Source organism: Gymnodinialimonas phycosphaerae (genome assembly GCF_019195455.1).
GTDB classification, from domain to species: domain Bacteria; phylum Pseudomonadota; class Alphaproteobacteria; order Rhodobacterales; family Rhodobacteraceae; genus Gymnodinialimonas; species Gymnodinialimonas phycosphaerae.
Window position 1 is genome coordinate 922,978 of the sequence record NZ_JAIMBW010000001.1, and the last position, 23,336, is coordinate 946,313.

Annotated in this window: 26 protein-coding genes; 11 read left to right on the plus strand and 15 right to left on the minus strand. The window is 63.6% G+C overall.

Features of this window, described 5'->3' with window-relative positions:
* The gene (locus tag KUL25_RS04565; protein WP_257891858.1) at nt 1-942 is read left to right on the plus strand and encodes a 1-phosphofructokinase family hexose kinase; all 942 of its coding nucleotides are present in this window, start codon (nt 1-3) and stop codon (nt 940-942) included.
* Between the two features lie 64 nt (nt 943-1,006).
* On the opposite strand, the gene msrA is transcribed toward KUL25_RS04565, so the two are convergent.
* The 3 genes from msrA to mepK all read right to left on the minus strand — a co-directional run bounded on the left by msrA (nt 1,007) and on the right by mepK (nt 2,710).
* Nucleotides 1,007-1,516: a peptide-methionine (S)-S-oxide reductase MsrA gene (msrA, locus tag KUL25_RS04570; protein WP_068354974.1), complete on the minus strand. Its 510-nt coding sequence runs from the start codon at nt 1,514-1,516 to the stop codon at nt 1,007-1,009.
* Entirely contained in the window at nt 1,513-1,962 is a 450-nt protein-coding gene (gene msrB, locus KUL25_RS04575) for a peptide-methionine (R)-S-oxide reductase MsrB (RefSeq protein WP_068354972.1), read from the minus strand. Before msrB ends, msrA begins: the two co-directional genes overlap by 4 nt.
* Before the next feature lie 190 nt (nt 1,963-2,152).
* Nucleotides 2,153-2,710 carry a peptidoglycan L,D-endopeptidase MepK gene (gene mepK, locus KUL25_RS04580; RefSeq protein WP_068354970.1) on the minus strand — a complete coding sequence of 186 codons (558 nt, stop codon included), beginning with the start codon at nt 2,708-2,710 and terminating at the stop codon, nt 2,153-2,155.
* A gap of 419 nt (nt 2,711-3,129) precedes the next feature.
* On the opposite strand from mepK, the gene KUL25_RS04585 reads away from it, so the two are divergent.
* Genes KUL25_RS04585 through KUL25_RS04600 form a run of 4 tightly spaced genes read left to right on the plus strand, consistent with a single transcriptional unit; the run spans nt 3,130 to nt 7,353 of the window.
* The gene (locus KUL25_RS04585) at nt 3,130-4,725 is read left to right on the plus strand and encodes a L,D-transpeptidase family protein (RefSeq protein WP_257891859.1); all 1,596 of its coding nucleotides are present in this window, start codon (nt 3,130-3,132) and stop codon (nt 4,723-4,725) included.
* A 29-nt stretch (nt 4,726-4,754) separates the two neighbouring features.
* Nucleotides 4,755-5,852 (plus strand): UDP-3-O-(3-hydroxymyristoyl)glucosamine N-acyltransferase, encoded by a 1,098-nt coding sequence (locus tag KUL25_RS04590; protein ID WP_257891860.1) that lies wholly within the window; start codon nt 4,755-4,757, stop codon nt 5,850-5,852.
* Between the two features lie 28 nt (nt 5,853-5,880).
* Nucleotides 5,881-6,144, plus strand: a complete 264-nt coding sequence (locus tag KUL25_RS04595) for an acyl carrier protein (protein WP_068354961.1) — start codon at nt 5,881-5,883, stop codon at nt 6,142-6,144.
* A gap of 3 nt (nt 6,145-6,147) precedes the next feature.
* A complete protein-coding gene (locus tag KUL25_RS04600) occupies nt 6,148-7,353 on the plus strand; it encodes a beta-ketoacyl-[acyl-carrier-protein] synthase family protein (protein WP_068354959.1) in 1,206 nt (401 codons plus the stop codon).
* A gap of 85 nt (nt 7,354-7,438) precedes the next feature.
* Here the strand turns inward: KUL25_RS04600 and KUL25_RS04605 are convergent, their stop codons facing one another.
* Complete coding sequence (locus tag KUL25_RS04605) at nt 7,439-8,119, minus strand: invasion associated locus B family protein (protein ID WP_257891861.1); 681 nt, start codon at nt 8,117-8,119, stop codon at nt 7,439-7,441.
* Between the two features lie 525 nt (nt 8,120-8,644).
* Here KUL25_RS04605 and KUL25_RS04610 point away from each other — a divergent pair.
* The 6 genes from KUL25_RS04610 (at nt 8,645) to KUL25_RS04635 (ending at nt 15,099) form a co-directional block, all read left to right on the plus strand.
* Nucleotides 8,645-10,210 (plus strand): DUF853 domain-containing protein, encoded by a 1,566-nt coding sequence (locus tag KUL25_RS04610; protein ID WP_257891862.1) that lies wholly within the window; start codon nt 8,645-8,647, stop codon nt 10,208-10,210.
* 136 nt (nt 10,211-10,346) lie between these two features.
* Nucleotides 10,347-12,335, plus strand: a complete 1,989-nt coding sequence (locus tag KUL25_RS04615) for a heme lyase CcmF/NrfE family subunit (RefSeq protein ID WP_257891863.1) — start codon at nt 10,347-10,349, stop codon at nt 12,333-12,335.
* Nucleotides 12,332-12,820 carry a cytochrome c-type biogenesis protein gene (locus KUL25_RS04620; protein WP_257891864.1) on the plus strand — a complete coding sequence of 163 codons (489 nt, stop codon included), beginning with the start codon at nt 12,332-12,334 and terminating at the stop codon, nt 12,818-12,820. The genes KUL25_RS04615 and KUL25_RS04620 overlap by 4 nt, the downstream gene beginning before the upstream one ends.
* A 72-nt stretch (nt 12,821-12,892) precedes the next feature.
* On the plus strand, nt 12,893-13,669 hold the full coding sequence (locus KUL25_RS04625; RefSeq protein WP_257891865.1) for an enoyl-CoA hydratase-related protein: 777 nt from the start codon (nt 12,893-12,895) through the stop codon (nt 13,667-13,669).
* A 134-nt stretch (nt 13,670-13,803) separates the two neighbouring features.
* Nucleotides 13,804-14,178 (plus strand): hypothetical protein, encoded by a 375-nt coding sequence (locus KUL25_RS04630; RefSeq protein WP_257891866.1) that lies wholly within the window; start codon nt 13,804-13,806, stop codon nt 14,176-14,178.
* A gap of 267 nt (nt 14,179-14,445) precedes the next feature.
* Entirely contained in the window at nt 14,446-15,099 is a 654-nt protein-coding gene (locus tag KUL25_RS04635; RefSeq protein WP_257891867.1) for a hypothetical protein, read from the plus strand.
* Nucleotides 15,100-15,249: 150 nt separating this feature from the next.
* On the opposite strand, the gene KUL25_RS04640 is transcribed toward KUL25_RS04635, so the two are convergent.
* The 11 genes from KUL25_RS04640 to KUL25_RS04690 all read right to left on the minus strand — a co-directional run bounded on the left by KUL25_RS04640 (nt 15,250) and on the right by KUL25_RS04690 (nt 23,158).
* Entirely contained in the window at nt 15,250-16,596 is a 1,347-nt protein-coding gene (locus KUL25_RS04640) for a branched-chain amino acid ABC transporter permease (RefSeq protein WP_427854392.1), read from the minus strand.
* Nucleotides 16,593-17,603: a branched-chain amino acid ABC transporter permease gene (locus KUL25_RS04645; protein ID WP_068354937.1), complete on the minus strand. Its 1,011-nt coding sequence runs from the start codon at nt 17,601-17,603 to the stop codon at nt 16,593-16,595. Before KUL25_RS04645 ends, KUL25_RS04640 begins: the two co-directional genes overlap by 4 nt.
* A gap of 125 nt (nt 17,604-17,728) precedes the next feature.
* Nucleotides 17,729-18,121 (minus strand): hypothetical protein, encoded by a 393-nt coding sequence (locus KUL25_RS04650; protein ID WP_257891868.1) that lies wholly within the window; start codon nt 18,119-18,121, stop codon nt 17,729-17,731.
* Nucleotides 18,118-18,516: a hypothetical protein gene (locus tag KUL25_RS04655; RefSeq protein ID WP_257891869.1), complete on the minus strand. Its 399-nt coding sequence runs from the start codon at nt 18,514-18,516 to the stop codon at nt 18,118-18,120. The genes KUL25_RS04650 and KUL25_RS04655 overlap by 4 nt, the downstream gene beginning before the upstream one ends.
* A complete protein-coding gene (locus KUL25_RS04660; RefSeq protein WP_257891870.1) occupies nt 18,513-18,932 on the minus strand; it encodes a hypothetical protein in 420 nt (139 codons plus the stop codon). The genes KUL25_RS04655 and KUL25_RS04660 overlap by 4 nt, the downstream gene beginning before the upstream one ends.
* 151 nt (nt 18,933-19,083) lie before the next feature.
* Nucleotides 19,084-19,452, minus strand: coding sequence for a hypothetical protein (locus KUL25_RS04665; RefSeq protein ID WP_257891871.1), 369 nt, complete (start codon nt 19,450-19,452; stop codon nt 19,084-19,086).
* Entirely contained in the window at nt 19,449-19,877 is a 429-nt protein-coding gene (locus tag KUL25_RS04670; RefSeq protein WP_257891872.1) for a hypothetical protein, read from the minus strand. The genes KUL25_RS04665 and KUL25_RS04670 overlap by 4 nt, the downstream gene beginning before the upstream one ends.
* On the minus strand, nt 19,877-20,266 hold the full coding sequence (locus KUL25_RS04675) for a hypothetical protein (RefSeq protein ID WP_257891873.1): 390 nt from the start codon (nt 20,264-20,266) through the stop codon (nt 19,877-19,879). Before KUL25_RS04675 ends, KUL25_RS04670 begins: the two co-directional genes overlap by 1 nt.
* A gap of 4 nt (nt 20,267-20,270) precedes the next feature.
* Nucleotides 20,271-21,101, minus strand: a complete 831-nt coding sequence (locus KUL25_RS04680) for an ABC transporter ATP-binding protein (protein ID WP_257891874.1) — start codon at nt 21,099-21,101, stop codon at nt 20,271-20,273.
* Nucleotides 21,098-21,889 carry an ABC transporter ATP-binding protein gene (locus tag KUL25_RS04685; protein WP_257891875.1) on the minus strand — a complete coding sequence of 264 codons (792 nt, stop codon included), beginning with the start codon at nt 21,887-21,889 and terminating at the stop codon, nt 21,098-21,100. The genes KUL25_RS04680 and KUL25_RS04685 overlap by 4 nt, the downstream gene beginning before the upstream one ends.
* 72 nt (nt 21,890-21,961) lie before the next feature.
* Nucleotides 21,962-23,158, minus strand: coding sequence for an ABC transporter substrate-binding protein (locus KUL25_RS04690; protein WP_257891876.1), 1,197 nt, complete (start codon nt 23,156-23,158; stop codon nt 21,962-21,964).
* Nucleotides 23,159-23,336 lie beyond the last annotated feature (178 nt).

Sequence of the window (23,336 nt, forward strand, 5' to 3'; positions counted from 1 at the left end):
GTGGCGATTGTCACGTTGACGCTGAACCCGGCGCTGGATCTGGAAACCAGCCTGGCCGAAATGCGCCCCCGCGAAAAGCTGCGCTGCACGCCGCCGCGCTCGGATCCGGGCGGGGGCGGGATCAACGTGGCCCGCGCGATACACGCGCTTGGGTCTACGGCGCGGGCCGCCGTGGCATTGGGCGGCCCCACGGGGGCGACGATTGCCACGGCCTTGCAAGAGGCCGGGATCGACGTTCTGCCCTTGGCCGCGCCCGGACCGACACGGCAGAACCTGTCCGTCATCGAAGCGTCAACCGGCGAGCAGTTTCGCTTCATCTTTCCCGGTCCCACCTGGATCCCGGCTGATCTGGCCGCCGTGGAGCCGCCGTTGTCCAAGGCCGTTGTTGCCGGTGATATCCTGGTTCTGTCAGGGTCGCTCCCGCCAGGGCTGGCGGCCGAGGCGCTGGTGGATCTTGCCATGTCTCATGTGGCGCGCGGGGTTCGCGTGGTCGTGGACACGTCCGGCGCGGCACTGGTGGCCATGGTTGCCGCCGCCCGGGGGATGAACTTGCTGCGCATGGACGGCCCAGAGGCGGAAGAGCTGTGCGGCAGGCCATTGCCGCGTGCCGCCGACAGCGCGGACGCCGCGCAGGCCATGGTGAATGACGGCGTGGCCGAGGCGGTGATCATCGCGCGCGGCAAGGATGGATCGGTGCTGGCAACCGCAAACGGTCGCTGGTTTGCGCCTGCGGCCGATGTCCCCGTGGTGTCGGTGACGGGGGCAGGCGACAGCTTCGTGGCGGCGGCCACCTTGGCGATGTCACGCGGGGCGGCGTGGCCAGAGGTTCTGTCCTGCGGCTGTTCAGCCGCCAGTGCCGCAGTCACCACCCCGGCCACCGCGCTGTGTGACCCGGAAGTATACCTCGCCCTTCTGCCCGGCACGCGAGCGCGCCGGATCTAAATGTTGGGGCACCCGGGCGCGCCGGGGCGAGTTCCTGGGACACTCGGGGGCGCTTTATCGAGCACTATTCGGCAGCGGTACGCTTCGGAAGCACCCAATTGGGGCGTACGAAATGGCAGGTGTATCCGTTGGGGATCCGCTCCAGATAGTCCTGATGCTCGGGCTCGGCGTCCCAGAATGGGCCTACGGGCTCCAGCTCCGTCACGACCTTGCCGGGCCACAGCCCCGAAGCGTCGACGTCGGCAATCGTATCCTCGGCCACCGCCTTCTGGGCGTCGTCGACATAGTAGATGGCGCTGCGATAACTCATTCCCCGGTCGTTGCCCTGACGGTTTGGGGTGGTCGGATCGTGGATCTGAAAGAAGAACTCCAGCAATTGCCGGTAGCTGATGCGGGCGGGGTCAAAGATGATCTCGATCCCCTCGGCATGGGTGCCATGGTTGCGGTAGGTGGCATTGGGCACGTCGCCGCCGGTGTAGCCTACCCGCGTGGCCTCCACGCCGGGCATCTTGCGGATCAGGTCCTGCATGCCCCAAAAGCATCCCCCTGCCAAAACTGCGCGTTCAGTGCTCATGCTACATCCTCCACTTGATCAATATAGGCGCCATAGCCTTCGGCCTCCATGTCGTCGCGGTGCACGAACCGAAGCGAGGCGGAGTTGATGCAATACCGCAGACCGCCCCGGTCGCGCGGGCCGTCGGGGAAGACATGGCCCAGATGGCTGTCACCGTGGGTCGAGCGGACTTCGGTGCGGACCATGCCAAGGGACATGTCGCGCAACTCGTTGACCATGGAGGTGTCGATGGCCTTGGTGAAGCTCGGCCACCCGCAGCCCGAGTCGAACTTGTCGCTGGAGGCGAACAGGGGCTCGCCCGAGACGATATCGACGTAAATCCCCGGCTCCTTGTTATGGAGCAGCTCTCCGGTGCCTGGACGTTCGGTGCCGTCTTGCTGGGTGACGCGGAATTGCTCGGGCGTCAGGGTGGCGATCACGTCGGGGTTCTTGGTGTATTGGGTCATGGTGCCTCCGCTCTGGTGTCACCGCACGATATGGGGGCGCGAGGGGATTTGTCCAACAGGCGGTGCGATCACGGTGACGTCGTTACCGCAACGGCGGTCGCGCAGACCTGCCGCTGTAGCGCGACAGCAAAACGCCCCGGCGGATGGCACGGGGCGTCAAGTTGTTCGGTGTTGGACGGGCAGGGAGGTTCTAGCCGCCCCAACTGCGGACCGGGCCGCAATCCATGTGAACGAAGTTGGAGCGCGAGTAGCGCCCGACGCCGCCGGCATTGCATGCACGGGCCGCGTTGAAGATCTGGCTGACAGAGCGCGACTGCAATTGCAGGTCTGCGGCTTCACCGACCATGTGGCGCGAATTGCGCGCAACGCCGGACGAGCGGCTGCGCAGCATCGCGTTCGTCTCGGGCGAGCGGTAGCCGGAAAGAAGGGTGTAGGGCTCGGACGTGTCCATCAGGTTGTGGGCGGCGGCCATGATGTCGATGGTGTTGATGCTGATGTCGATCACGCCATCGGTGCGCCAATCGCGCATGAAGTAGTTCACTTCTTCCAAAGCGGGGGCGATGTAGTCGCCGTCGATCCAGTAGATCATGTTCAGGTTTTCGCCTGCACGCCCGTTATACATCTGAAGCTTGCGAATATCGCCTGCGCCGCGAAGTAGGCCGGTAGCGTTGGCCATGACCGGTGCTGCGGCAACAGTCGTGGCTGCGAACGCTCTGATAAGCGAGCGTCGAGTAAGTTGAGTCGTCATTGGGTATTTGCCCCTTTTTTCTGCCCGTTACGTATCAGCACAGCGAAGCCGCTTGTCCAAAACGACCCTAACCAGAGTGTGCACTGTCCCCACAGGCTTAGTGTGGGTGGAATGACACAATCGAAACTTTTCTGGAAGTGCTATTGCGCTGCGACCTCTCATACCTCCGTTTCTAGGCGATTTTCTGCCGGTTTAGCGATTATCCGCTGGCAAATTCGAGCTCACGCGCTGATCACGTTCCGGGGGTGACGCTGTTCGATGATCGCCTCTTGACCATCGCAATGGTGGAAAAACTACCGTTGCATGTTTGAAACTACGCTGAAAAACTTACGAAAACGTGAATGGACTTGGATGTTCCGTCACGCGAGTGTGAACGCTATTGACGGCTGCACCGCATTTCATGACCCGGGATGAGTAACATGTTGAGATTCGCGAAGCTTTCGCTTCTGTCACTGGCTTTGGCGGGCACGCCGATGGTGTCGGTGATGCTGACGCCAAACCAAGCGGAAGCGCAGGCCTTCTCGGCGCTGCGCCAGGCGATTGCCGAGGCGTCTTCCGAGCAGGAGCAGCTTGCCGCCTTCTACCGCGAGCGTGACTTCCAGCCGATCTGGACCACCGCAGACGCCGCCGATCGCCGCAACGCGCTGTTCAGTGCCTTGGCGGAGGCCAGCAACCACGGGCTGCCAACGTCGCGCTATGACACCACCGACCTGGTCGCCGCGTTCCAGTCCGCCACCAATCCCTACGAGATGGGCCGTGCCGACGTTCAGGCCTCGCTTCTGTTCCTTCAATACGCGCAGGACATCCATTCCGGCTTCCTGGAGCCCGGCGACATCGTGGGCGACATTGTTCATACCCTGCCGCGCCGCGATCCGTTGGAGCTGTTCACCGAATTCGTGGATGCAAACCCCTTCGAATACATTTCCACCCTGCCGCCGCAGCACCCCGAGTATACCCGCCTGATGCGTGCCAAGTTGCATCTGGAGCGGCTGATCGACGACGGCGGCTATGGGCCGACCGTCGCAGCAGGCTCGCTCGCGCCGGGGGCGACCGGGAACGCGGTCGTGCAACTGCGCAACCGCCTGATGGCCATGGGCTACCTGGAGCGCTCTGCCACCGCGACTTATGACGCGCGCTTGCAGCAGGCGGTGCTGGAATTCCAGGTCGACAACGGCATCAACGCCGACGGCATCGCGGGTGGCGAGACGATCCGTGCAGTCAACCGCTCGGCCAGCGATCACCTGTCCGAGGTGATCCTCGCGATGGAGCGTCAGCGCTGGCTCAACTTCGAGCGTGGCCCGCGCCACATTTTCGTGAACCTGCCCGATTTCCATGTGCGCGTCATCGACGATGGCGAAGTGACCTTCATTACCCGCTCCGTCATCGGCTCCACGGCCTCTGACCGTCGCACGCCCGAATTCTCGGACACGATGGAGCATATGGTCATCAACCCCAGTTGGTATGTGCCGCGCTCGATCGCGCGCGGCTACATCGGCTCGATCCTTGCGGGCGGGGCGAACCACCTGCAACTGATGGCCAATGGTCGCCCGGTGAACCGCGCAAACGTCGACTGGACCCGTGTTTCGGCGTCGAACTTCCCGTTCGACCTGCGCCAGCCCCCCGGTCCGAGTAACGCGCTTGGCCTCGTGAAGTTCATGTTCCCCAACCAGTGGAACATCTATCTGCACGACAGCCCGGACCAGCACCTGATGACCCATGAGGTCCGCGCATACTCCGCCGGTTGTGTCCGTCTGGATGACCCGTTTGACCTGGCCTACCACCTGCTGGCCGCACAGGAATCCGATCCCGTCAGTTTCTTCGACACCATCCTGAACTCGGGCCGCGAGACGCAGGTCAACCTCGACACGCCGCTGCCGGTCCATATCGTCTACTGGACGTCGTGGGTCGATACCGAGGGCCGCCTGAACTTCCGCAACGACATCTATGGGCGCAACGCGGTCCTGCGCCAGGCGATCCAGAACCTTGGGGTGGAGATCAGGGGCGTGAACAGCTAACCCTTGTCCCGAGCATTTCGGGGAAGACAATGGCTGAATTCAGCGTAAGTGACATTGCAGCGGCGCTTGGGGCAGAAGCCTCGGGCGCCGTTGATATTTTGCTCTGCGGCGTAGCCGAGCCCGCCTCTGCGCAGGCGACGGATCTGGCGCTTGCCATGAAGCCGGAATATGCCGTCGGCCTGAAGGCGGGCCGTGCGCGCGTTGCCATGATTGCCCCCGGCATGGATTGGCAGGATATGGGGTTGGAGGCGGCGATCATCGCGCCGCGCCCGCGCTATGCCATGGCCGGTCTGACGTCGATGATGGACCGTGGCCCGATCATCGAGCCGGGCCATCACCCCACGTCCGTCATTCACGACAGCGCACAGATTGCCGAGGGCGCTGCCATCGGCCCCTTCGTGGTGATCGGCCCCGGCGCGGTGATCGGCGCGCGGGCGCGGATCGCGTCCCATGTCAGTATCGGGGCGGGCGCGGTCATCGGCGACGATGCCTTGATCCACGAGGGCGTCCGGATCTGCCATGGTGTCCACATAGGGGACCGTTTCATTGCCCAACCCGGTGTGGTTCTGGGGGGCGATGGGTTCAGCTTCGTCACGCCGGAGAAAAGCATGGTGGAAAAGGCGCGCGAAAGCCTGGGAACCGCGACCGACACCGCGACCGAGCAATCCTGGGCCCGCATCCATTCCCTTGGCGGGCTGGTCATCGGCGATGACGTCGAGGTGGGGGCCAATTCCGCCATTGACCGGGGCACGATCGAAAGTTCGCAAATCGGCAACGGCACCAAGATCGATAACCTCGTCCACATCGGGCACAACTGCATTATCGGCAAGGACTGCCTAATTTGCGGCCAGGTGGGCTTCGCGGGGTCCGTCACGATGGGTGACCGCGTGGTATTGGGGGGCAAATGCGGCGTCTCCGACAACATCACCATCGGCAATGATGTGGTGGCGGCAGGCGCGTCGAAACTGTTCACCAACGTGCCCTCGGGCCGCATGATCATGGGCCACCCGGCGGTCAAGATGGACACCCATGTCGAGATGTACAAGGCGCTGCGCCGCCTGCCGCGCCTGGCACGCACCGTGTCGGACTTGCAGAAAGCCGTTTCCAAGCCCGACAAGACGCCCTAGATGATGGCCAGAAAGTAGGAAGAACCCCATGGCCACTGTCCAAGACAAGATCATCGAGATCCTCGCCGAACAAGCGGTGCTGGAGAAGGAAGATGTGACGCTGACATCGTCGCTCGACGATTTGGGCATCGACAGTCTCGGCCTTGTGGAATCGATCTTCGCCATTGAAGAGGCCTTCGATATCTCGGTGCCGTTCAATGCCAATGAGCCCGATGCCTCGGATTTCGACATCTCGTCCGTGGCGGCGATCATCCGCGCCGTCGAGAAACTGGTGACAGAGCAGAAGGGCTAGCCCATGCGCCGCGTTGTCATTACCGGGCAGGGCACGATCAATGCATTGGGTTGCGATGTGCCCGCCACGCTGGAGGCGTTCCGCGAGGGGCGCTGTGGCATTGGCCCGCTGGAGCTGCGCGATGTGGATCGTTTGTCGGTGAAAATCGGCGCACAGGTAAAGGGCTATGATCCGGAAGCCTTGTTCAACCGCCAGCAGATCGCGCTTTATGACCGCTTTACCCAATTCACCTTGATCGCCGCCCGCGAAGCGCTTGATGGCATGACGTTCTCGGGCGATGAGGCGGCGCGCGCAGGCGTCGTTCTGGGCACCGCCGGTGGTGGCGTGAACACCTGGGATGAAAACTACCGCACCGTCTATGAGGAGGGGAAGAACCGCGTTCACCCCTTCGTGGTGCCCAAGCTGATGAATAATGCCGCCGCCTCCCATGTGTCGATGGAATGGAACCTGAAGGGGCCGTCGTTTTCCGTGGCGACGGCCTGCGCGTCTTCCAACCACGCCATGGGGCAAGCCTTCAATATCATCCGCTACGGCGGCGCCGATCTGATGGTGACGGGCGGCTCCGAGGCGATGCTGTCGTTTGGCGGCGTCAAGGCGTGGGAGGGGCTGCGGGTGATGTCCAAGGACGCTTGCCGTCCGTTTTCGGCCAACCGCAACGGCATGGTGCAGGGCGAGGGCGCGGCGGTCTTCATCTTCGAGGAATATGAGCACGCGCGCGCGCGCGGCGCCGAGATCCTGGCCGAGGTTGTGGGGTTCGCCATGACGTCGGATGCCGCCGATATCGTCATGCCATCCCAGCAAGGGGCGGCGCGGGCGATCTCGGGCGCGCTCAAGGATGGCGGCCTCAACCCCGAGGACGTCTGCTATATCAATGCCCATGGCACCGGGACGGCGGCCAACGACAAGGTGGAATGTGCCGCCGTGGCCCATGCGTTTGGCCACCACGCGGATGATCTGATGATCTCGTCCACCAAATCGATGCATGGCCACCTGATTGGCGGCACCGGCGCGGTTGAGCTTTTGGCCTGCGTCATGGCCCTGAAGGATGGCGTGATCGCGCCCACCATCGGCTATGAGGAACCGGACCCGGAATGCGCCCTTGACGTGGTCCCCAACGAGGCGCGCGAGGCGAGGGTCGAGGCCTGCCTCTCGAACGCGTTTGCCTTTGGCGGCTTCAATGCAGTGCTGGCGCTGCGCGCTGCGCCCTAGCGTTTCGGCGCGACCTTGCGGTCCCCAACGAAAAAGGGCCCGCGCGGCACATGCCGACGGGCCCTGCGTTTGAACGGCTTAGCGCTTATTCGGTTGCTTCTTCCTCTGGCGCTTCTTCTTCTGGCGCTTCTTCCGCGCCGGCACCCTCTTGCTGCGCGGCGATGAAGGCGCGAATTTCGACCATGCGTTCTTCCAACGAGTCGAAGGCCGCCGTGAAGCCCCGCAAAGAGGCCGTCGTGGGCACCGCAGAGCCGCCCATCTGGCCCAATTCGTCGCGCACCAGTGCGAATAGCACGACCTGCGTGTCGGCTCCGTTCTCGAACTGCGCGAGGTTTTCGGCGGTCAGCGAGAGCTGCACGAAGCAGCCGATGGGGCGACAGAAGGCGTAGGGAACAACGGCGGGCTCTGCATCATCGATGCGGATCTGAAGGCCCGGGCTCAGCAATGTGTCCAGCGGGGTCAGGATCGTCGCGTTGGCAACGGTTTCGCCATCGTCGATCACCGGGGCCGCGATGCGGAACTCTGCGACCGGGTTGCCGTTTTCCTCTTCCAGCAGTTGGAACATTTCGCAACGGTCGGGGATCTCGTCTTGCTCGGATCGGATGCAGCGCACCTGCCAGTCGCGGAAGATTTCCGAGACATAGGGCTCTCCGGGTTCCACTTCCGAGCGGTTCGGAAGGACCAGTGGCTCTGCCTGTGCGGCGGCGAGGCTCGGCAAGGCAAGACTTGCGACAAGACCAATTACGAGCGGCTTAAAGAACGTCATACGATGCGCTTCCTTTTCAAACGTCAGACTGCTCGGCCCGTTAACATCCGGGCCATTGGCACGCTGGCTATCACGAGCGGGGCGGGTCTGTCAGGCGCAAAATGTGACGGCGGGCCTGGCATCGGCAACAGCTTGCGGATGCGGTCGCGCGGCATGTTATGAAGGAGCGGCGGGCGTGCGGCGGGCGTGCGGTAGCGAAGCAGAGGGGGGCCAAAAAGGCGAAAGGGCCCGTAGTACGGACCCTTTTCTATTGTCTCTCCCTGTCGGACTGGCCGACTTATGGAGCAGACGTTAAGCGACGGTTGCCGAGCCGTCAACAGTCCATTTCATGCCAGATGCAAAAGTGAATGCCCCCTGTATTCCTTGACCATTTGGCCAAAAAAAACCGCGCCAGTGCGGCGCGGCCAGTTGACAGGGAGGAAGTCAACACCGGCCATGTGGCGCGGTGATGAACTCACTCTGGCGCGTAAAGGTTAAAAATGTATTGTTCCGCGAAGAAAAACTACAACCGGGGACACGAGAGTTATGGCGGAACAAGGTGAAAGCGGGATTTTCGTGGGCGGCGGCGGGCCGGACTACGGGTTGGCTCAGGTCCTACGCCCCGACTACGCGAACCGCCACGGGCTGATCGCGGGCGCTACGGGCACAGGCAAGACGGTGACGCTGCAGATCCTGGCCGAAAGCTTCTCGGCCATGGGCGTGCCGGTGGTGCTCTCGGACGTCAAGGGCGACCTCTCGGGCCTGGCCCAGGCCGGGACCGAGTCGTTCAAGCTCCATGGGGCGTTCACCGAACGGGCCACCAGGATCAACTTCACCGACTACGTGTATCGCGCGTTCCCAGTCACCTTCTGGGATCTTTTCGGCCAACAAGGCCACCCCGTACGCACCACGGTAGCCGAGATGGGGCCGCTTCTGCTGTCGCGCCTGCTGGAATTGTCGGACGCCCAGGAAGGCGTGTTGAATATCGCCTTCCGCGTCGCCGATGAAGAGGAATGGCCGATCCTCGATCTCAAGGACTTGCAAGCGCTGCTGGTCTGGGTGGGGGAGAACCGCAAGACCCTGTCCCTGCAATACGGCAACGTCTCCAGCGCGTCCGTCGGTGCGATCCAGCGCCGCCTTCTGGTGTTGGAGAACGAGGGTGGGGCCGGTTTCTTCGGCGAACCGGCGCTCGACCTGGAAGACCTCTTCCTGACGGACGAACAGGGGGCAGGGCGCATCAATATCATCGCCGCCGACAAACTGATGCAATCCCCGCGCCTCTACGCCACCTTCCTTCTGTGGATGCTGTCGGAGCTATTCGAGTCCCTGCCCGAGGTCGGCGACCCCGATAAACCCAAGCTGGTCTTTTTCTTCGACGAGGCGCATCTGCTGTTCGAAGATGCCCCAAAGGCCCTGGTCGACAAGGTCGAGCAGGTGGCGCGCCTGATCCGCTCCAAGGGGGTCGGCGTTTATTTCATCACCCAGAACCCTGCCGATGTGCCCGAGGATATCCTGGGCCAGCTTGGCAACCGCGTGCAGCATGCGCTCCGCGCCTTCACCGCAAAGGACCGCCGCGCGCTGCAACAGGCGGCGCAAAACTACCGCGACAACCCTGATTTTGACATCGAAGACGCGATCCGCGAGGTCGGCGTTGGCGAGGCGGTGACCTCGCTGCTAGAGCGCAAGGGGATCCCCGGCGTGGCGCAACGCACGCTAATCCGGCCGCCGTCGTCGCAACTTGGCCCCATCACGGATGCCACGCGCGCGGCCCTGATGGGCATGTCGCCCGTGGCGGGCAAGTACGACACCGTCGAGGACCGCAACAGCGCTTACGAGATGTTGCAGGCACGCGCCGCCGAGGCCGCACGGGAGGCGGAAAGGGCCGAAGCGCTGGAAGAACAGGCCGAAGCGCCTGAGCGTGAGTTCCGCGCCGGGCGCCGCTATACCGGCGGGGGCGTCAGCCGCTCCACCTCCAAGCCCGCGCGGCGCCGCAGCTCGCGCTCCGACAGCGTCGGCACGGCCTTCGCCAAAAGCTTCGCGCGCCAGATGGGCACGCAATCGGGCAGGGCGGTCGTGCGCGGCATTCTGGGGGGGCTGTTCCGGGGGCGTTAGGCGCGCATTTCCAATTTGAGCCCCGCGATTTCTGCCGCGTTCGCTCCGGTCACATCATCGTCAGGATCCGCCATGACGTCGCATCCTATCGCTTGCTCTCTGGAAACCCTCGCGTTGGCAGCCTACACTCTCTCCCATGATAGTAGAACTCGGACATTTCGCCCTGATCCTCGCCTTCACGGTGGCGGTCTTTCAGATGATCGTGCCCATGGTCGGTGCCGCGCGCGGCAATGCCGCGTGGATGGCCACCGCCGAGCCTGCGGCCAGCGCCCAATTCATTCTGGCCGCCGCGTCCTTCGGCGCTCTGACCTATGCTTTCGTGACCTCGGATTTCTCGCTCAGCCTTGTGGTGGCGAACTCCCATACCGACAAGCCGCTGCTCTACAAGATTTCGGGCGTTTGGGGCAATCATGAGGGGTCCCTGCTGCTTTGGGTGGTGATCCTGACGCTGTTTGGCGCCTGTGCCGCCTGGTTCGGCAAGGGCTTGCCGCCAACGCTGCGCGCCCGCGTGCTTGCGGTGCAATCCTCGGTCGCCGTGGCGTTCTTCGCCTTCATCCTCTTCACGTCGAACCCGTTCCTGCGCCTGGCTTCGCCGCCGTTCAACGGGCAGGACTTGAACCCGCTGTTGCAGGACCCCGGCCTCGCGTTCCATCCGCCGTTCCTGTACCTGGGCTACGTGGGCCTCTCCATGGCCTTCTCCTTCGCCGTCGCCGCCCTGATCGAAGGGCGCGTGGATGCCGCCTGGGGCCGTTGGGTGCGGCCCTGGACGCTGGCGGCCTGGATTTTCCTGACCATCGGCATCGGCCTTGGGTCCTGGTGGGCCTATTATGAGCTTGGCTGGGGCGGCTTCTGGTTCTGGGACCCGGTGGAGAACGCAAGCTTCATGCCCTGGCTCATCTCGGCGGCGTTGCTGCATTCGGCCATCGTGGTGGAAAAGCGCGAAAGCTTGAAAAGCTGGACCATCCTTCTGGCCATCCTTGCCTTCGGCTTCTCGCTGATCGGGACTTTCATCGTGCGCTCGGGCGTGCTGACCTCGGTCCATGCCTTCGCCAATGATCCCGAGAGGGGCGTTTTCATCCTGATGATCCTTGCGGTCTTCATGGGCGGTGCGCTCGTGCTGTTCGCCTTCCGCGCCGGCACGATGGAGGCCAAGGGCGTCTTCTCCACCGTCAGCCGCGAAAGCGGTCTGGTGGTCAACAACCTGCTTCTGGCGGTGTCGTGCTTTGTGGTCTTCATCGGCACGATCTGGCCCCTGATCGCCGAGATGTTCTTTGACCGCACGCTCTCGGTGGGCCCGCCGTTCTTCGATGCGGCCTTCACGCCCTTCGTGTTCGCCCTGTCGGTGGTCTTGCCCGTGGCGGCGATGCTGCCCTGGAAAAGGGCAAAGCTGGATCGGCCGCTTCGGGCGCTGATGCCTGCGGCCGTTCTGGCCCTCGCCGTGGGGCTTCTGGCCTGGGCGATGTATACGGGCCGCACGGCCATTGCGCCTTTGGGCGTGGGCCTTTCGGTCTGGCTGGTGGCGGGCGCGGCGACGGACCTGTGGACGCGTACCGGGCGTGGCGCCATCGGCGGACGCCTTGCTCGCCTGACCCGGCTGCCTCGCGCTGATTGGGGCAAATCCATCGCCCACGCGGGCGTCGGCGTGACGATGTTCGGTGTGGTGACCCTGACCGGCTACCAGATCGAGGATATTCGCGTGGCACAGGTGGGCGAGCCCTATCAGGTCGGCGCCTATGAGGTAGAGTTGTTGGGCGTGGAAGAGAACGTCCGGGGGCCGAACTACCTCAGCACGATCGCGTCGGTCATGGTGCGTGATCCCGATACCGGGGCCGAGATCGCAACGCTTTCGCCCGAGCGTCGGATCTACCCCGTCGCGGGCATGCCCACGACCGAGGCAGGCATTGACGGCGGAATGACGCGGGACGTCTACATCACGCTGGGGGATCCGCAGCAGAACGGCGGATGGGCGCTTCGGACGTGGATCAAGCCCTTTGCCAACTGGGTCTGGGGCGGCACGATCATCATGGCCCTTGGTGGGTTCCTGAGCCTTAGCGACCGCCGCTACCGCATGGCGGCTGGGGCGGCCAAGCAACGGCCTGTTGCTGGCGGAGTGCCCGCGGAATGAGGCGGCTCCTCCTCGCTACGCTCCTCGCAGCGGTCACTCTGGCGACGCCATCGCTGGCGGTTCAGCCCGATGAGGTATTGGACGACCCGGTCCTGGAGGAGCGCGCGCGCGACATATCCTCGGGCCTGCGCTGCCTTGTGTGCCGCAACGAGAGCATCGATGAAAGCAACGCCGACCTGGCCCGTGACCTGCGCCTTTTGGTGCGCGAGCGTCTGGTGGCGGGCGATACGGATGCGGAAACCATCGCCTACATCGTGGCCCGCTACGGCGAATACGTCCTGCTGCGCCCAACGTTCAACGGCTCCACCATCGCCCTCTGGCTGGCTGGTCCCTTGCTGCTGCTGGCGGGTGTTGGACTATCGCTCAGCTATGTGCGCCAACGCGCCCGCGCGCAGGCCAGCGGGGAAGACGGGCTTAGCCCGGAAGAGCAGGCGCGGCTAGACAGTATTCTGTCCGCCGAGCCAGCGGATGACCCGAAGGCCTGACTGACGCCGCGTTTGGGCTTTTGTGTGCCGCCCGGTTTGCTATGGTCCCCGCAACCCTAGGGAGGCTAGCCCATGAACTATGACACGATCACCGCCGAGACCCATGATGGCATGGCCATCATCACCCTTAATCGCCCGGAGGTGATGAATGCACTCAACACCCAGATGCGCGCCGAGATCACCCACGCGGTGAGTGCGGCGGCGTCCAGCGCGCGGGTCGTTGTGCTGACCGGGACGGGGCGGGCGTTTTGCTCGGGTCAGGATCTGGGCGACCGGGCCAATGCGGGCAACCTGAACCTGGAGCGGACGTTGCGAGACGAATATGTTCCCATGCTCAATGCGATCGTCGATTGCCCGGTCCCGGTCATCGCCGCCGTCAACGGCACGGCGGCGGGGGCGGGGGCAAACCTGGCGCTGGTCTGTGATATCGTGATCGCGGCGGAAAGTGCCTCGTTCATCCAGGCGTTCTCGCGTATCGGGTTGATCCCGGATGCGGGCGGGACCTGGGCCTTGCCGCGCACGATTGGCCTGCAACGGGCGATGGGGGCAGCGCTGTTTGCCGAGAAGATCACGGCGGCGCAGGCTGCGGACTGGGGCATGATCTGGGAGATGGCTCCTGATGAGGACTTCGAGGCCCTGTGGCGGGTCCGCGCCACTCACCTCGCGACGGGGCCAAGCGAGGCGTTCAAGCGGATCAAACAGGTGATGCGGGCGAGCACTGGCAATTCGCTTCAAGAGCAGCTTTTGCTGGAGGGGCAGCTACAGGGGCAGTGCGGCAAATCCCGCGATTTCAAGGAGGGCGTGGTGGCGTTTCTGGAGAAGCGGCCCGCGGTGTTCGAGGGACGATGAGTGCGTCTGCTCAAGCTTGAGCACACACCCTAAACATTTGAAAACGCGCCATTTCCCTTGGCGCGTTTACTTTTTGTTAAGCCCTGTTCCAAAGAATTAGGCATCACGTCCCTTGCGCGATATCATCGCGGGACATGGGCAAGACACACACCATTGCTGCGGGCACGCGCGCTCAGGTCTTTCGGCTGTTTTCCAGCTCGATCCCCAGCACCATCACCTTCACCGCGACTGCCCCACAAGGCGAGGTCACAGGCACCATCGAGGTCGATCGCTGGCACTGGTTCCACTGGACCCACGAGACCCTTCCCCTGTGCGCCCACAACGCGATTGAGAAGGGCTTTGGCGACGTGGATTTCCTGATCCACGTGACGCCGGATCAGGATTGCACCCTCACGTTCGAGCGTAGGGGGCTGGGGCTGGGTCTGATGCTGGCGATCCTTGCCGCGTTGGTGGTTGTGGCGCTGGCGGTGGTGATGATTGTGCTGACTGTGGAGCCGACACCCCGATGAGGCGGCGGGCAGGGGGGGGGCGGACGTCTCATCCATTTGTATGGCGCGCTGCAAGAATGGTGCAGCGCATGGCTGGATTGAGCCCAGAGTACCGGATGCTGCGTGTCATTCGAATGGCCGCTCTCCGGGACTCCGCGTTTTAACAAATCAGTCAGGCAATCTTGGTAGCTGAGCCACAATGATGCATTGAGCAAGATCAATGCCGATCCGTTGGATGCATGTACTCGGTTTTTCTGGGAACGAAGGACCCTTTCCAGAGGTGCGAAAATGTCAGTATCGACCAGCGCAACAACTCCTGTTCTTTGGCTGGGTTTCGGAGCCGCCATACTGGTCGTGATCCTAGAGTGTGCCTACGCCATAATCTTGGCTCTGGGGCTGTCGGCCCTAGAAACCCCCAACGATCCTATCAGCGATCCATTCTTTACGATCATGGAATTGCTTATCATTATGATGATGCCCACGTTCGTCATTTTGACAATTGCCGTCCATACCATTTGCCAGTCGCAAAGAAGACATCACGCGCTCGCCGCCATAGTTTTCGTTACTATGCTAACCACCATCACAACAGCTGTTCACGCATCAATTCTGCTGCTCAGCCGTGAAGCCGCCTTTGTTGACATGAAACACGTATTTTCATTTGAATGGCACTCTGTGGCATACGTCCTTGATGTTATGGCGTGGGACTTTTTCTTTGGTTTCTTTGCAATCTTTCTCGGGCTTTCGTTCGAACGAACGGGTCTCGAATGGTGGATCAGGGTCCTTTTGATACTGAGCGGAGTTCTCGCGTTGGCGGGGCTTTTGGGGGCATCAACCGGGAACATGGACATCCGCAATATTGGGATAGTTGGCTATGTCGGCGTATTCACAATTTCGTCTGCGCTAATGGCCTCTTTGATGTGGCGGCGGCTCAGGCTTGCATGAAGTCGCTACATCGCGTGATCAACGCCAAGAACTATAACCAGTCCTTGGCGCAGCCGCAGCGAAATGGTGCTTTGTCCGCAGAGCCGACATTTCCTAGATTGGTCACGGGCGCGGTCGCTCGTGAGGGGCGCATGGTGCGCCGAGTCATACCTACCGCTCGGGGATTAACCCGCGCGGGCTGAACCGCAGGACCAGCAGCAGGATCAGGCCCATGGTCAGAAGCCGCATGTGGGCCGCTGAATCCAGCAGGTGCTCGCGCAGCCAGTAGCCGTCGGCCATGCTGGCTGTCAGGCCCTGCATCAGCAACAGGCCAAGCGGTTCGACCTGCACCCAAAGCCACCAGATCAGGAAACCGCCCAGAACCGCGCCCCAGTTGTTGCCGGAGCCGCCGACGATCACCATGACCCAGATCAGGAAGGTGAAGCGCAGGGGCTGGTAGGTGCCCGGGACAAGCTGGCTGTCGAGCGTGGTCATCATTGCGCCGGCCACCCCGCAGACGGCGGAGCCGAGGATGAAGATTTGCAGGTGCCGCTTCTTGACGTCCTTGCCCATGGCGGAGGCCGAAACCTCGTTATCGCGGATCGCACGCATCATGCGCCCCCAGGGGGAGTTCCAGGCCTTTTCCGACAGCCAGATCAGCAGGCCGAGGACGACGATGAAGAGCGCCGCGTAAAGCAGTTTGACGGTGATGGTAGAGGCGGTGACGGGATCGGCGTTGAAGCGCTCCACCAGGCCCAGGAAGCCCTCGTTCACTTGCAGGTCGACCTCGTAGGGGACGGGGCGGTCGATGCCGGTGACGTTCTTCACGCCGCGCGCCAGCCAGTCCTCGTTCTTGAGGATGGCGATGATGATTTCCGCGATGCCAAGGGTTGCGATGGCCAGGTAGTCCGAGCGCAGGCCGAGGGCGGTCTTTCCGATGATCCAGGCCACGCCAGCGGCCAGCAGGCCCCCCACGGGCCAGGCCAGAAGGATCGGCAGGCCAAGGCCGCCGAGAAAGCCGGTGGAGGCGGGATTGACGGATTCCACCGCATCGACGCCCACGTCGAAGACGCGGCGAAAGACGGTGAAGCCGATCAGCAGCACGATTAGCATCGCGATCCCGCGCAGGCGTCCCTTGGGCATCGCCCCCCACAGCAGGATGGCGCCCACGATGGTGAGCGCGCCGAGGATAAGGCCCAGGATGGTGCGCAGGCCCCCCGCGCTCCAGGCCTCTGGCACCGGCTCAACCGAGATGAGGACAGTGGCGAGCCCGCCAAGGGCCACGAAGCCCATGACGCCGACGTTGAACAGGCCCGCGTAGCCCCATTGCATGTTGACGCCAAGCGCCATGATGCAGGAGATCAGGCCCATGTTGAAGATGGTCAGCGCCGTGTTCCACGACTGGATGAACCCGGTGCCGAGGAAAAGGACAGCGACAAGGGCGAACAGCAGGATATTCTTGGTGTTCATTTGCGAGGGTGCGGGTGCGGTGGCCGCGGCGGTTTGTGTCTGGGTCATACCGATTTCCCCTTCATGATGCCGGTGGGTTTGAACAGCAGCACGATCAGCAGGATCCCGAAGGAGACCGCGAATTTGTAGTCTGTGGACAGCAGTTGCAGCAGGCCCTCGGGTTGCCAATCCTCTGGCCCCAGGTAGCCCACGACCTTGCGGAAGGCATAGGTGACGCCGACCTCGGAAAACGCGATGAGGAAGCCGCCGAGGATCGCGCCGAGCGGATTGCCAAGGCCGCCGACGATGGCGGAGGCGAAGATGGGCAGCAGAAGCTGGAAGTAGGTGAAGGGTTTGAACGACTTGTCGAGGCCGTAGAGGACGCCTGCGGTGGTGGCCAGCGCCGCCACAATGATCCAGGTCACCAGCACCACGCGGTCGGGGTTGATGCCCGACAGCAGCGCCAGATCCTCGTTATCCGAGAAGGCGCGCATGGATTTGCCGGTCCGCGTGCGGTTGAGGAACCAGAACAGCAGGACCACGGCGATGATGGCGACGACAATCGTGATCCCTTGCGTCGTGCGGAAGGCCAGGCCTTCGTCGAGGCCCGTCATCTCGCGGAAGTCACGGGCGCGGATGATGAACCGCTCGCCATCGGCGAAGCGCTGATCATCGACGCCGATGAAGAAGCGGACAATGCCATTCATGATGAACATGACACCAAGGGACGCGATCACGAAGATCACCGGTTTCGCCCTTTGTTGGCGGTAGAAGCGGTAGACGACGCGGTCCGTGCCAATCATCAGAAGGGCGGTGACGGCGATCCCAAGGGGCAGGGCCAGAAGGGCGGTGGGCAGGGGGCCGAAGCTGACGCCCGCCGCTTGCAGGCCCCACGTGCCGAAGATCGTGACCATGGTCCCGAAGGCCATGGTGTCGCCATGGGCGAAGTTCGAGAACCGCAAGATGCCATAGATCAAGGTCACGCCGAGCGCGCCAAGCGCCAGTTGCGCGCCATAGGCTGTGGCGGGCACGATGACGAAGTTCGTCAGTGCCACGAGAGCGTTGAGAAAATCCACGCCAAGTCTCCCCTTAGATGCAGCGCCTTATGGTGGCGCTTGCGTTTGTGTTTGGTAGCGCGCGAATGCGCGATTGACCAGAAAAAGCCGCGTGCACAGGGCACAATGGGGGCCGAAAATCGTGCTCAAAGTGTCACGCAGGTGCCGAAAACCGTAATCGTGCGCGCCGGGCCGTCGGATCCGTGGATCGACATGAGGGCCTGGCCGTCCTGGGCGATGGTCAACAGCTCTCCGATGGCATGGGGACCGGCGCTGGCATAGGCGGCCGTGGCGGCGTTGCCGGTGTCGAGCCGCGTCACCGGACGGTCGCCCGCCGGTGAGGTCAGGAACAGATCGCCTGCGTGATCAGCGGCGATGATCTGATAGGTGTCGTCGATGGCGAAGCAATCGATATTCTCGCATTGCACGGTCATCTGGCAGGTCCAGGGCTCGGCGTTGGCGGCCATCGGGGCAGCTGCGAGGAGCCCCATGAAGGGGGCGAGGAGGGGGTGGACGTGGCGGTTGACGTGGCGCTTCAAGAGCTGGCCCCATCGCTTGTCTCGCACCAATGGCGCGCGAAACGTGTGCTTACCCCGTCTTCTTGCAGAAGATGTTCGTGCAGGATGAACCGGCCATCCGATGTCGTGCCTGCGGTGATCGCCGTAACCCGCGCGCCTTCCGGCGCGGTTGCAAGGGCGCTTTCCACCGTCTCGGCCACGATCAGCCAGACGTCGTTGCCGCGCGGGGCGTAGACCATCGTCCATTCCCCCTCGGTTTGTCGCAACACGAACGGCGGGGCGTGGCGATGGGGACGGCAGGCATCGGCGCTTAGGCATACCTCTGTCGTTATACAAAACAGCGGCGACGGCAGATCGGCCCGCGCTTGCGGTGTCGCCAGTGCGCTTACCAACACCATGCCCGCGGCACGTATCACTCCGCCACCTCGCACGTGCCAAGACCCGTCACCACCCGCGTGCCCGCTTGCGGCTGGTGGCCTGTCACCACCACATGGCCCGTACTGTCGAAGGTCACCATCTGCGAGGATTGCGCGCGCTCATTCAGGAACATCAACGTGCGCACACGCACCTGCTCGACCGCGTCTTCGGGGGGCAAATAGTCCCCGATCAGCAGGTATTCCGAGGGCAGATCGTCGTTCCAGGTCACGCGCCAGCCGTCATCGCCTTCGACAATCGTGATTGTCTGGTCCCAGTCGCGGCAGCCGCCCACATCGGGGCAGAGGATATCAAGCACACAGGTCCAGTTGACCGGTGCCTCTTGTGCCAGACCGCTGCGGGGCAAGGCGCTGAGGGGCAGGGCGAGCAAAAGGGCCAGGGGGGCAGCAAGGCGCATCAAGGGGTCTCCGTTCCCAATGGCTGACGCAGGCCCGACGTTTCGTGCGATCGGGACAGTGTCCAGGGTGTCGTGGCGGGGTGAGGTTCACACAACGCCACCACCGCGATCGCGGTGCAGCGCAGGGCACGAAGGGGGGCGGCCCGCGCCCTCACGCGTCAGGCTCGCAGGTGCCGAAGTACGAGACCGACTGCACGCCGCCCGCCGATGATAGATCCTGTTGCGTCATCACGGCCTCTCCTCCGCCCGAGACGGTCAGCAGGATCGTACTGTCGGCGCCGCTCTCGAACAACACCGCAATGGCCGGGGCTGCGATGTGCGACAGCGGCGTGCCGAAGATCAGCCCGCCATCCGACACGAAGCTGTAGGCGCCCGACAGGACGTCGAAGCGGAAGGGCACGCCGGGGTGGGTCTGGCAATCGGTGAGGGGACTGCAAATCATGGTGAAGGTGCAGGCCAGGCCCACGGCCCCGGCCTGGCCCGGCAGCAGCGTGACAAGGATCAGCGCCAGCGCCCTCACAGGGCCTCGCACGAGAGCACGAAATACTGCGGCCGCAACACCGGCGCGCCGGTGTCGGGGTGTCGGGTCTGGACGTGGACGGCAAAGCGGCGGGCAGGGGCGTCAACGGGCAGGTCGACCAGGAAGGTGCGGCGGAAGTCCGGGACTTCCGGCGGTAGGAGGCCTTCTGCGAGGGTTGCGAAATGCTCGATCACGGCCAGATCCGCGTCATCGCGGCCCATTCGGGTGCCGTCCGGTGTGATTTCCAGAAGCAACGCGCCCAAGGAAGGCGTCGTGCCGCACGCCCCGGTGTCGGTGCAGGTTTCGGTCATCTGGCAGAGGCCGCGATAGATCAGCGGCGCGGTCTCCTCCAGCGTGGCATGGGCTGCGGTGGTCGCCAGCAGGGTTGCGGTGGCGCAGGAAATGAAGGTCTGATTCCCTGACATCACGGGGCGCCGAAACTTTGCGTGCAGACGGCTTGCGACTTCAGCGCGTCGGCGCCTGTCGGATCGCCGCGCCGGTCGGGATGCAGGCGCAGGGTCGCGTAGGTGATCATGTCGTCGGACGGGTCGTCGCGCAGGGACAAGAGCACTGCGCCATCCGTAGCGGAGCGGGCCAAGAGGTGCAGCGGCTCGGACCGCGCGGTCGGAAGGGGCGGCATGATGTCCGCGGTCACAGGCCGGCCTGTGGCGCCCGGTGTGGTCCACAGGCGAATGGGTTGATCGCCGATGCCAAAATCAAGCGTCACGGGTAACGGGGCCCGGTCGGTGCAGGCGCCGTCCGGCGCGCAGAAGGTAGCGAAGAGGCACGTCCGAAAGACCGCGACGGCTTCCATGGCGTCAGCCCCCCAGGAAGCTTTTGCGGACCTCCGGGTCGGCCAGCAGTTCCTTGCCGGTGCCGGAGAACGCATTGCGGCCCTGGACCAGCACATAGCCTTTGTCCGCGATTTCAAGGGCTTGGCGGGCGTTTTGTTCCACCATCAGGATCGGGATGCCGGTGCGGGACACTTCGATGATCCGGTCAAAGAGCTCGTCCATGACGATGGGCGAGACGCCTGCGGTGGGCTCATCCAGCATCAGGACCTTGGGCTTGGTCATCAGCGCGCGGCCCACGGCGACCTGCTGGCGTTGCCCGCCGCTCAGTTCTCCGGCGGCCTGGGCGCGCTTGTCGCGTAGGATCGGGAAGAGGTCGAACACCTGCTCCATCGTGGCGCGGTAGTCGTCCTTGCGGATGAAGGCCCCCATTTCGAGGTTTTCTTCGACCGTCATCGAGGTGAAGATGTTGGAGGTCTGCGGCACGAACCCCATGCCCGCCGCCACGCGGGCCTGAGGCGACAGCGCAGAGATATCCTGCCCGTCGAGCATCACATGGCCTTCGCGCAGGTTCAGCATCCCGAAAACGGCTTTCATCGCGGTCGATTTGCCCGCGCCGTTGGGACCGACGATCACGGCGATCTCACCGGGGTTCACGGCGATGGTGCACTCGTGGAGGATGTCGGGGCCTTTGCCATAGCCGCCGGTCATGGCCTCGCCGATCAGGAATGGATGATCACCGTCCACGGCAATCGCCTTTCCGCCGGGGCGGATCGGATCGCCCATCGGGGCGGGACCGGGTTTCGTGATCGACCGGTCCTTGTTGCCGCGATCGTTTTGGTAAGGATTGTCGGTCATGCCCCCGCCTCTTCCAACTGGTCCTTGTTCTTCAGGCCGGTGCCCAGGTACGCCTCGATCACTTGATCGTTGGCCTTGATCTCGTCCAGCGTGCCTTCGGCCAGCACGTGGCCCTCGGCCATGCAGATCACGGGGTCGCAGAGGCGGCCGATGAAATCCATGTCGTGCTCGATCACGCAGAAGGTGTAGCCGCGTTCCTTGTTGAGGCGGATGATCGCGTCACCGATGGTGTTCAGGAGCGTGCGGTTCACGCCTGCGCCGACCTCATCCAGGAACACGATCTTGGCGTCGACCATCATCGTGCGGCCCAGTTCCAGCAGCTTCTTCTGCCCGCCCGAGACCATGCCCGCCGGTTGCTCGGCCAGATGCTCGATCGTCAGGAACTCCAGGACCTCATCGGCCTTTGCACGCAGCGCGCGTTCTTCATCGGCAATGCGTTTGCGGCCAAACCAGGTGTTCCACAGCGACTCGCCGGATTGGCCTTCCGGGACCATCATCAGGTTCTCGCGGCAGGTCATGGACGAGAATTCGTGGGCGATCTGGAAGGTGCGGAGCAGGCCCTTGCCGAACAACTCGTGCGGCGGCAGGCCGGTGATGTCTTCGCCATCCATCACGACGCGGCCCGAGGTGGGGGGCAGAACGCCCGCGATGACGTTGAACAGCGTCGTCTTGCCCGCGCCATTGGGGCCGATCAGGCCGGTGATCGACCCGGTCTCGATCCGCAGGCTGGCGCCATCCACGGCATGAAAGCCGCCAAAATGTTTGTGCAGGTCGTGTACTTCGATCATGGGCGCGGCCTTTGCAAAAAAGATACAGCCCGGCGTGATAACCGGGCTGCACCTATATCAATGGGTGATCGATCAGCGGTAGCCCGCGACCGTCAGTTCCCCACCCGAGATTTCGATCTCACGGTAGTTACCGGCAGATTCGCCGCCACCGATGAGTTCCACGGCAGAGGCGCCGACGTAGTCGACCTCTTCACCGTTGGCGATCATCTCAAGCGCCATACCAAGCTGGCCCGGCAGGATCTCGGTGCCCGGTGCGTTGGCGACGTTCATGATTTCACCCATGTAGTCGGCGGCGTTGCGGGATTCCGCAGCGGCCATGGCGAGCATGATGAGGGCTGCGGCGTCGTAGGATTCCGCAGAGAACGGCGAGGTGCCGTCAAAGCCCGCTTCCTCGGCCATCGCCTGGTAGAGGCCTGCGCCTTCGCTGTCGGTGCCGGGGTTCTGGCCGAACGACCCGTCGATGTCGGAGCCGAAGTTGTCGACCAACGCCTGGGAGACCATGCCATCAGGGAAGACGAAGGTGTCGAACGCGCCCGTGTCGAGCGCGGCCTGGATCACGCCAGAGCCGCCCTGGTCCACGTAGCCCGCCACAACCAGTGCGTCGCCCCCGGCGGAGGCCAGTGCGCCAACCTCGGCCGAGTAATCCGCGCGGCCGTCTTCATGGGCCGCCGACAGCGTCACGGTGCCGCCTGCTGCTTCAAACGCGGCAGAGAAGGCATCGGCCAGGCCCTGGCCATAGTCGTTGTTGGTGTAGGTCAGGGCAACGGTGTCGATCCCGCGCTCCATGATGATCTCGGCCATCACGACGCCTTGGCGCGCGTCAGACGGCGCGGTGCGGAAGAACAGGCCGTTGTCCTCGGCGGTCGACAGACCCGGCGAGGTGGCGGACGGCGAGATCATGACCATGCCGTTCGGGACGGCGACGTTGGCAAGGATCGAGCCGGTCACGCCAGAGCAATCGGCACCCACGATGCCGTGCACACCGTCAGATGTGATCAGACGCTCGGCGGCGGCTTGGGCGGCGGAGCTGTCAACGCAGGTGCTGTCTGCGCGGATCGAGGTGACGGACGCGCCGCCAAACAGCAGGCCGCTTTCGGTCACTTCGGCCATCGCAAGCTCTGCCCCGTCGCCCATGGCAGGCGTGATGGATTCAATCGGGCCGGTGAAGCCCAGGATCACGCCAAGCGTGACGTCGCCCTGGTGGCCGTCGGCTGCCGCGAAACCGGTCAGTGCCATGGATGCGGCGGATGCCAGCAAAAACTTCTTCATAAGATATCTCCCTGATGTGGACATTGACTGCCCTTGATGGCGAAGAGATTAGCCGTGCGTTTGCCAAAGGGGAAGAGCCCTTTCACAGGACTGATACGGAAGCCGAAACCGGGGCTGAATGGCCGTTGCGATCCCGGCTTTGCGCGTCAGGTGGCCTTGCGCCGGGGCGGCCGATTTG

What these genes read in the sequence shown, in the direction of transcription:
- KUL25_RS04660 (WP_257891870.1), bottom strand. Translation starts at nt 18,932, where the DNA reads ATGCGCCTTGCTGCCCCCCTGGCCCTTTTGCTCGCCCTGCCCCTCAGC.
- KUL25_RS04670 (WP_257891872.1), bottom strand. Translation starts at nt 19,877, where the DNA reads ATGTCAGGGAATCAGACCTTCATTTCCTGCGCCACCGCAACCCTGCTG.
- KUL25_RS04605 (WP_257891861.1), bottom strand. Translation starts at nt 8,119, where the DNA reads ATGACGTTCTTTAAGCCGCTCGTAATTGGTCTTGTCGCAAGTCTTGCC.
- msrA (WP_068354974.1), bottom strand. Translation starts at nt 1,516, where the DNA reads ATGAGCACTGAACGCGCAGTTTTGGCAGGGGGATGCTTTTGGGGCATG.
- KUL25_RS04685 (WP_257891875.1), bottom strand. Translation starts at nt 21,889, where the DNA reads ATGATCGAAGTACACGACCTGCACAAACATTTTGGCGGCTTTCATGCC.
- KUL25_RS04680 (WP_257891874.1), bottom strand. Translation starts at nt 21,101, where the DNA reads ATGACCGACAATCCTTACCAAAACGATCGCGGCAACAAGGACCGGTCG.
- KUL25_RS04615 (WP_257891863.1), top strand. Translation starts at nt 10,347, where the DNA reads ATGATAGTAGAACTCGGACATTTCGCCCTGATCCTCGCCTTCACGGTG.
- KUL25_RS04620 (WP_257891864.1), top strand. Translation starts at nt 12,332, where the DNA reads ATGAGGCGGCTCCTCCTCGCTACGCTCCTCGCAGCGGTCACTCTGGCG.
- KUL25_RS04590 (WP_257891860.1), top strand. Translation starts at nt 4,755, where the DNA reads ATGGCTGAATTCAGCGTAAGTGACATTGCAGCGGCGCTTGGGGCAGAA.
- KUL25_RS04630 (WP_257891866.1), top strand. Translation starts at nt 13,804, where the DNA reads ATGGGCAAGACACACACCATTGCTGCGGGCACGCGCGCTCAGGTCTTT.
- KUL25_RS04600 (WP_068354959.1), top strand. Translation starts at nt 6,148, where the DNA reads ATGCGCCGCGTTGTCATTACCGGGCAGGGCACGATCAATGCATTGGGT.
- mepK (WP_068354970.1), bottom strand. Translation starts at nt 2,710, where the DNA reads ATGACGACTCAACTTACTCGACGCTCGCTTATCAGAGCGTTCGCAGCC.
- KUL25_RS04625 (WP_257891865.1), top strand. Translation starts at nt 12,893, where the DNA reads ATGAACTATGACACGATCACCGCCGAGACCCATGATGGCATGGCCATC.
- KUL25_RS04635 (WP_257891867.1), top strand. Translation starts at nt 14,446, where the DNA reads ATGTCAGTATCGACCAGCGCAACAACTCCTGTTCTTTGGCTGGGTTTC.
- KUL25_RS04595 (WP_068354961.1), top strand. Translation starts at nt 5,881, where the DNA reads ATGGCCACTGTCCAAGACAAGATCATCGAGATCCTCGCCGAACAAGCG.
- KUL25_RS04675 (WP_257891873.1), bottom strand. Translation starts at nt 20,266, where the DNA reads ATGGAAGCCGTCGCGGTCTTTCGGACGTGCCTCTTCGCTACCTTCTGC.
- KUL25_RS04585 (WP_257891859.1), top strand. Translation starts at nt 3,130, where the DNA reads ATGTTGAGATTCGCGAAGCTTTCGCTTCTGTCACTGGCTTTGGCGGGC.
- KUL25_RS04610 (WP_257891862.1), top strand. Translation starts at nt 8,645, where the DNA reads ATGGCGGAACAAGGTGAAAGCGGGATTTTCGTGGGCGGCGGCGGGCCG.
- msrB (WP_068354972.1), bottom strand. Translation starts at nt 1,962, where the DNA reads ATGACCCAATACACCAAGAACCCCGACGTGATCGCCACCCTGACGCCC.
- KUL25_RS04690 (WP_257891876.1), bottom strand. Translation starts at nt 23,158, where the DNA reads ATGAAGAAGTTTTTGCTGGCATCCGCCGCATCCATGGCACTGACCGGT.
- KUL25_RS04640 (WP_427854392.1), bottom strand. Translation starts at nt 16,596, where the DNA reads ATGACCCAGACACAAACCGCCGCGGCCACCGCACCCGCACCCTCGCAA.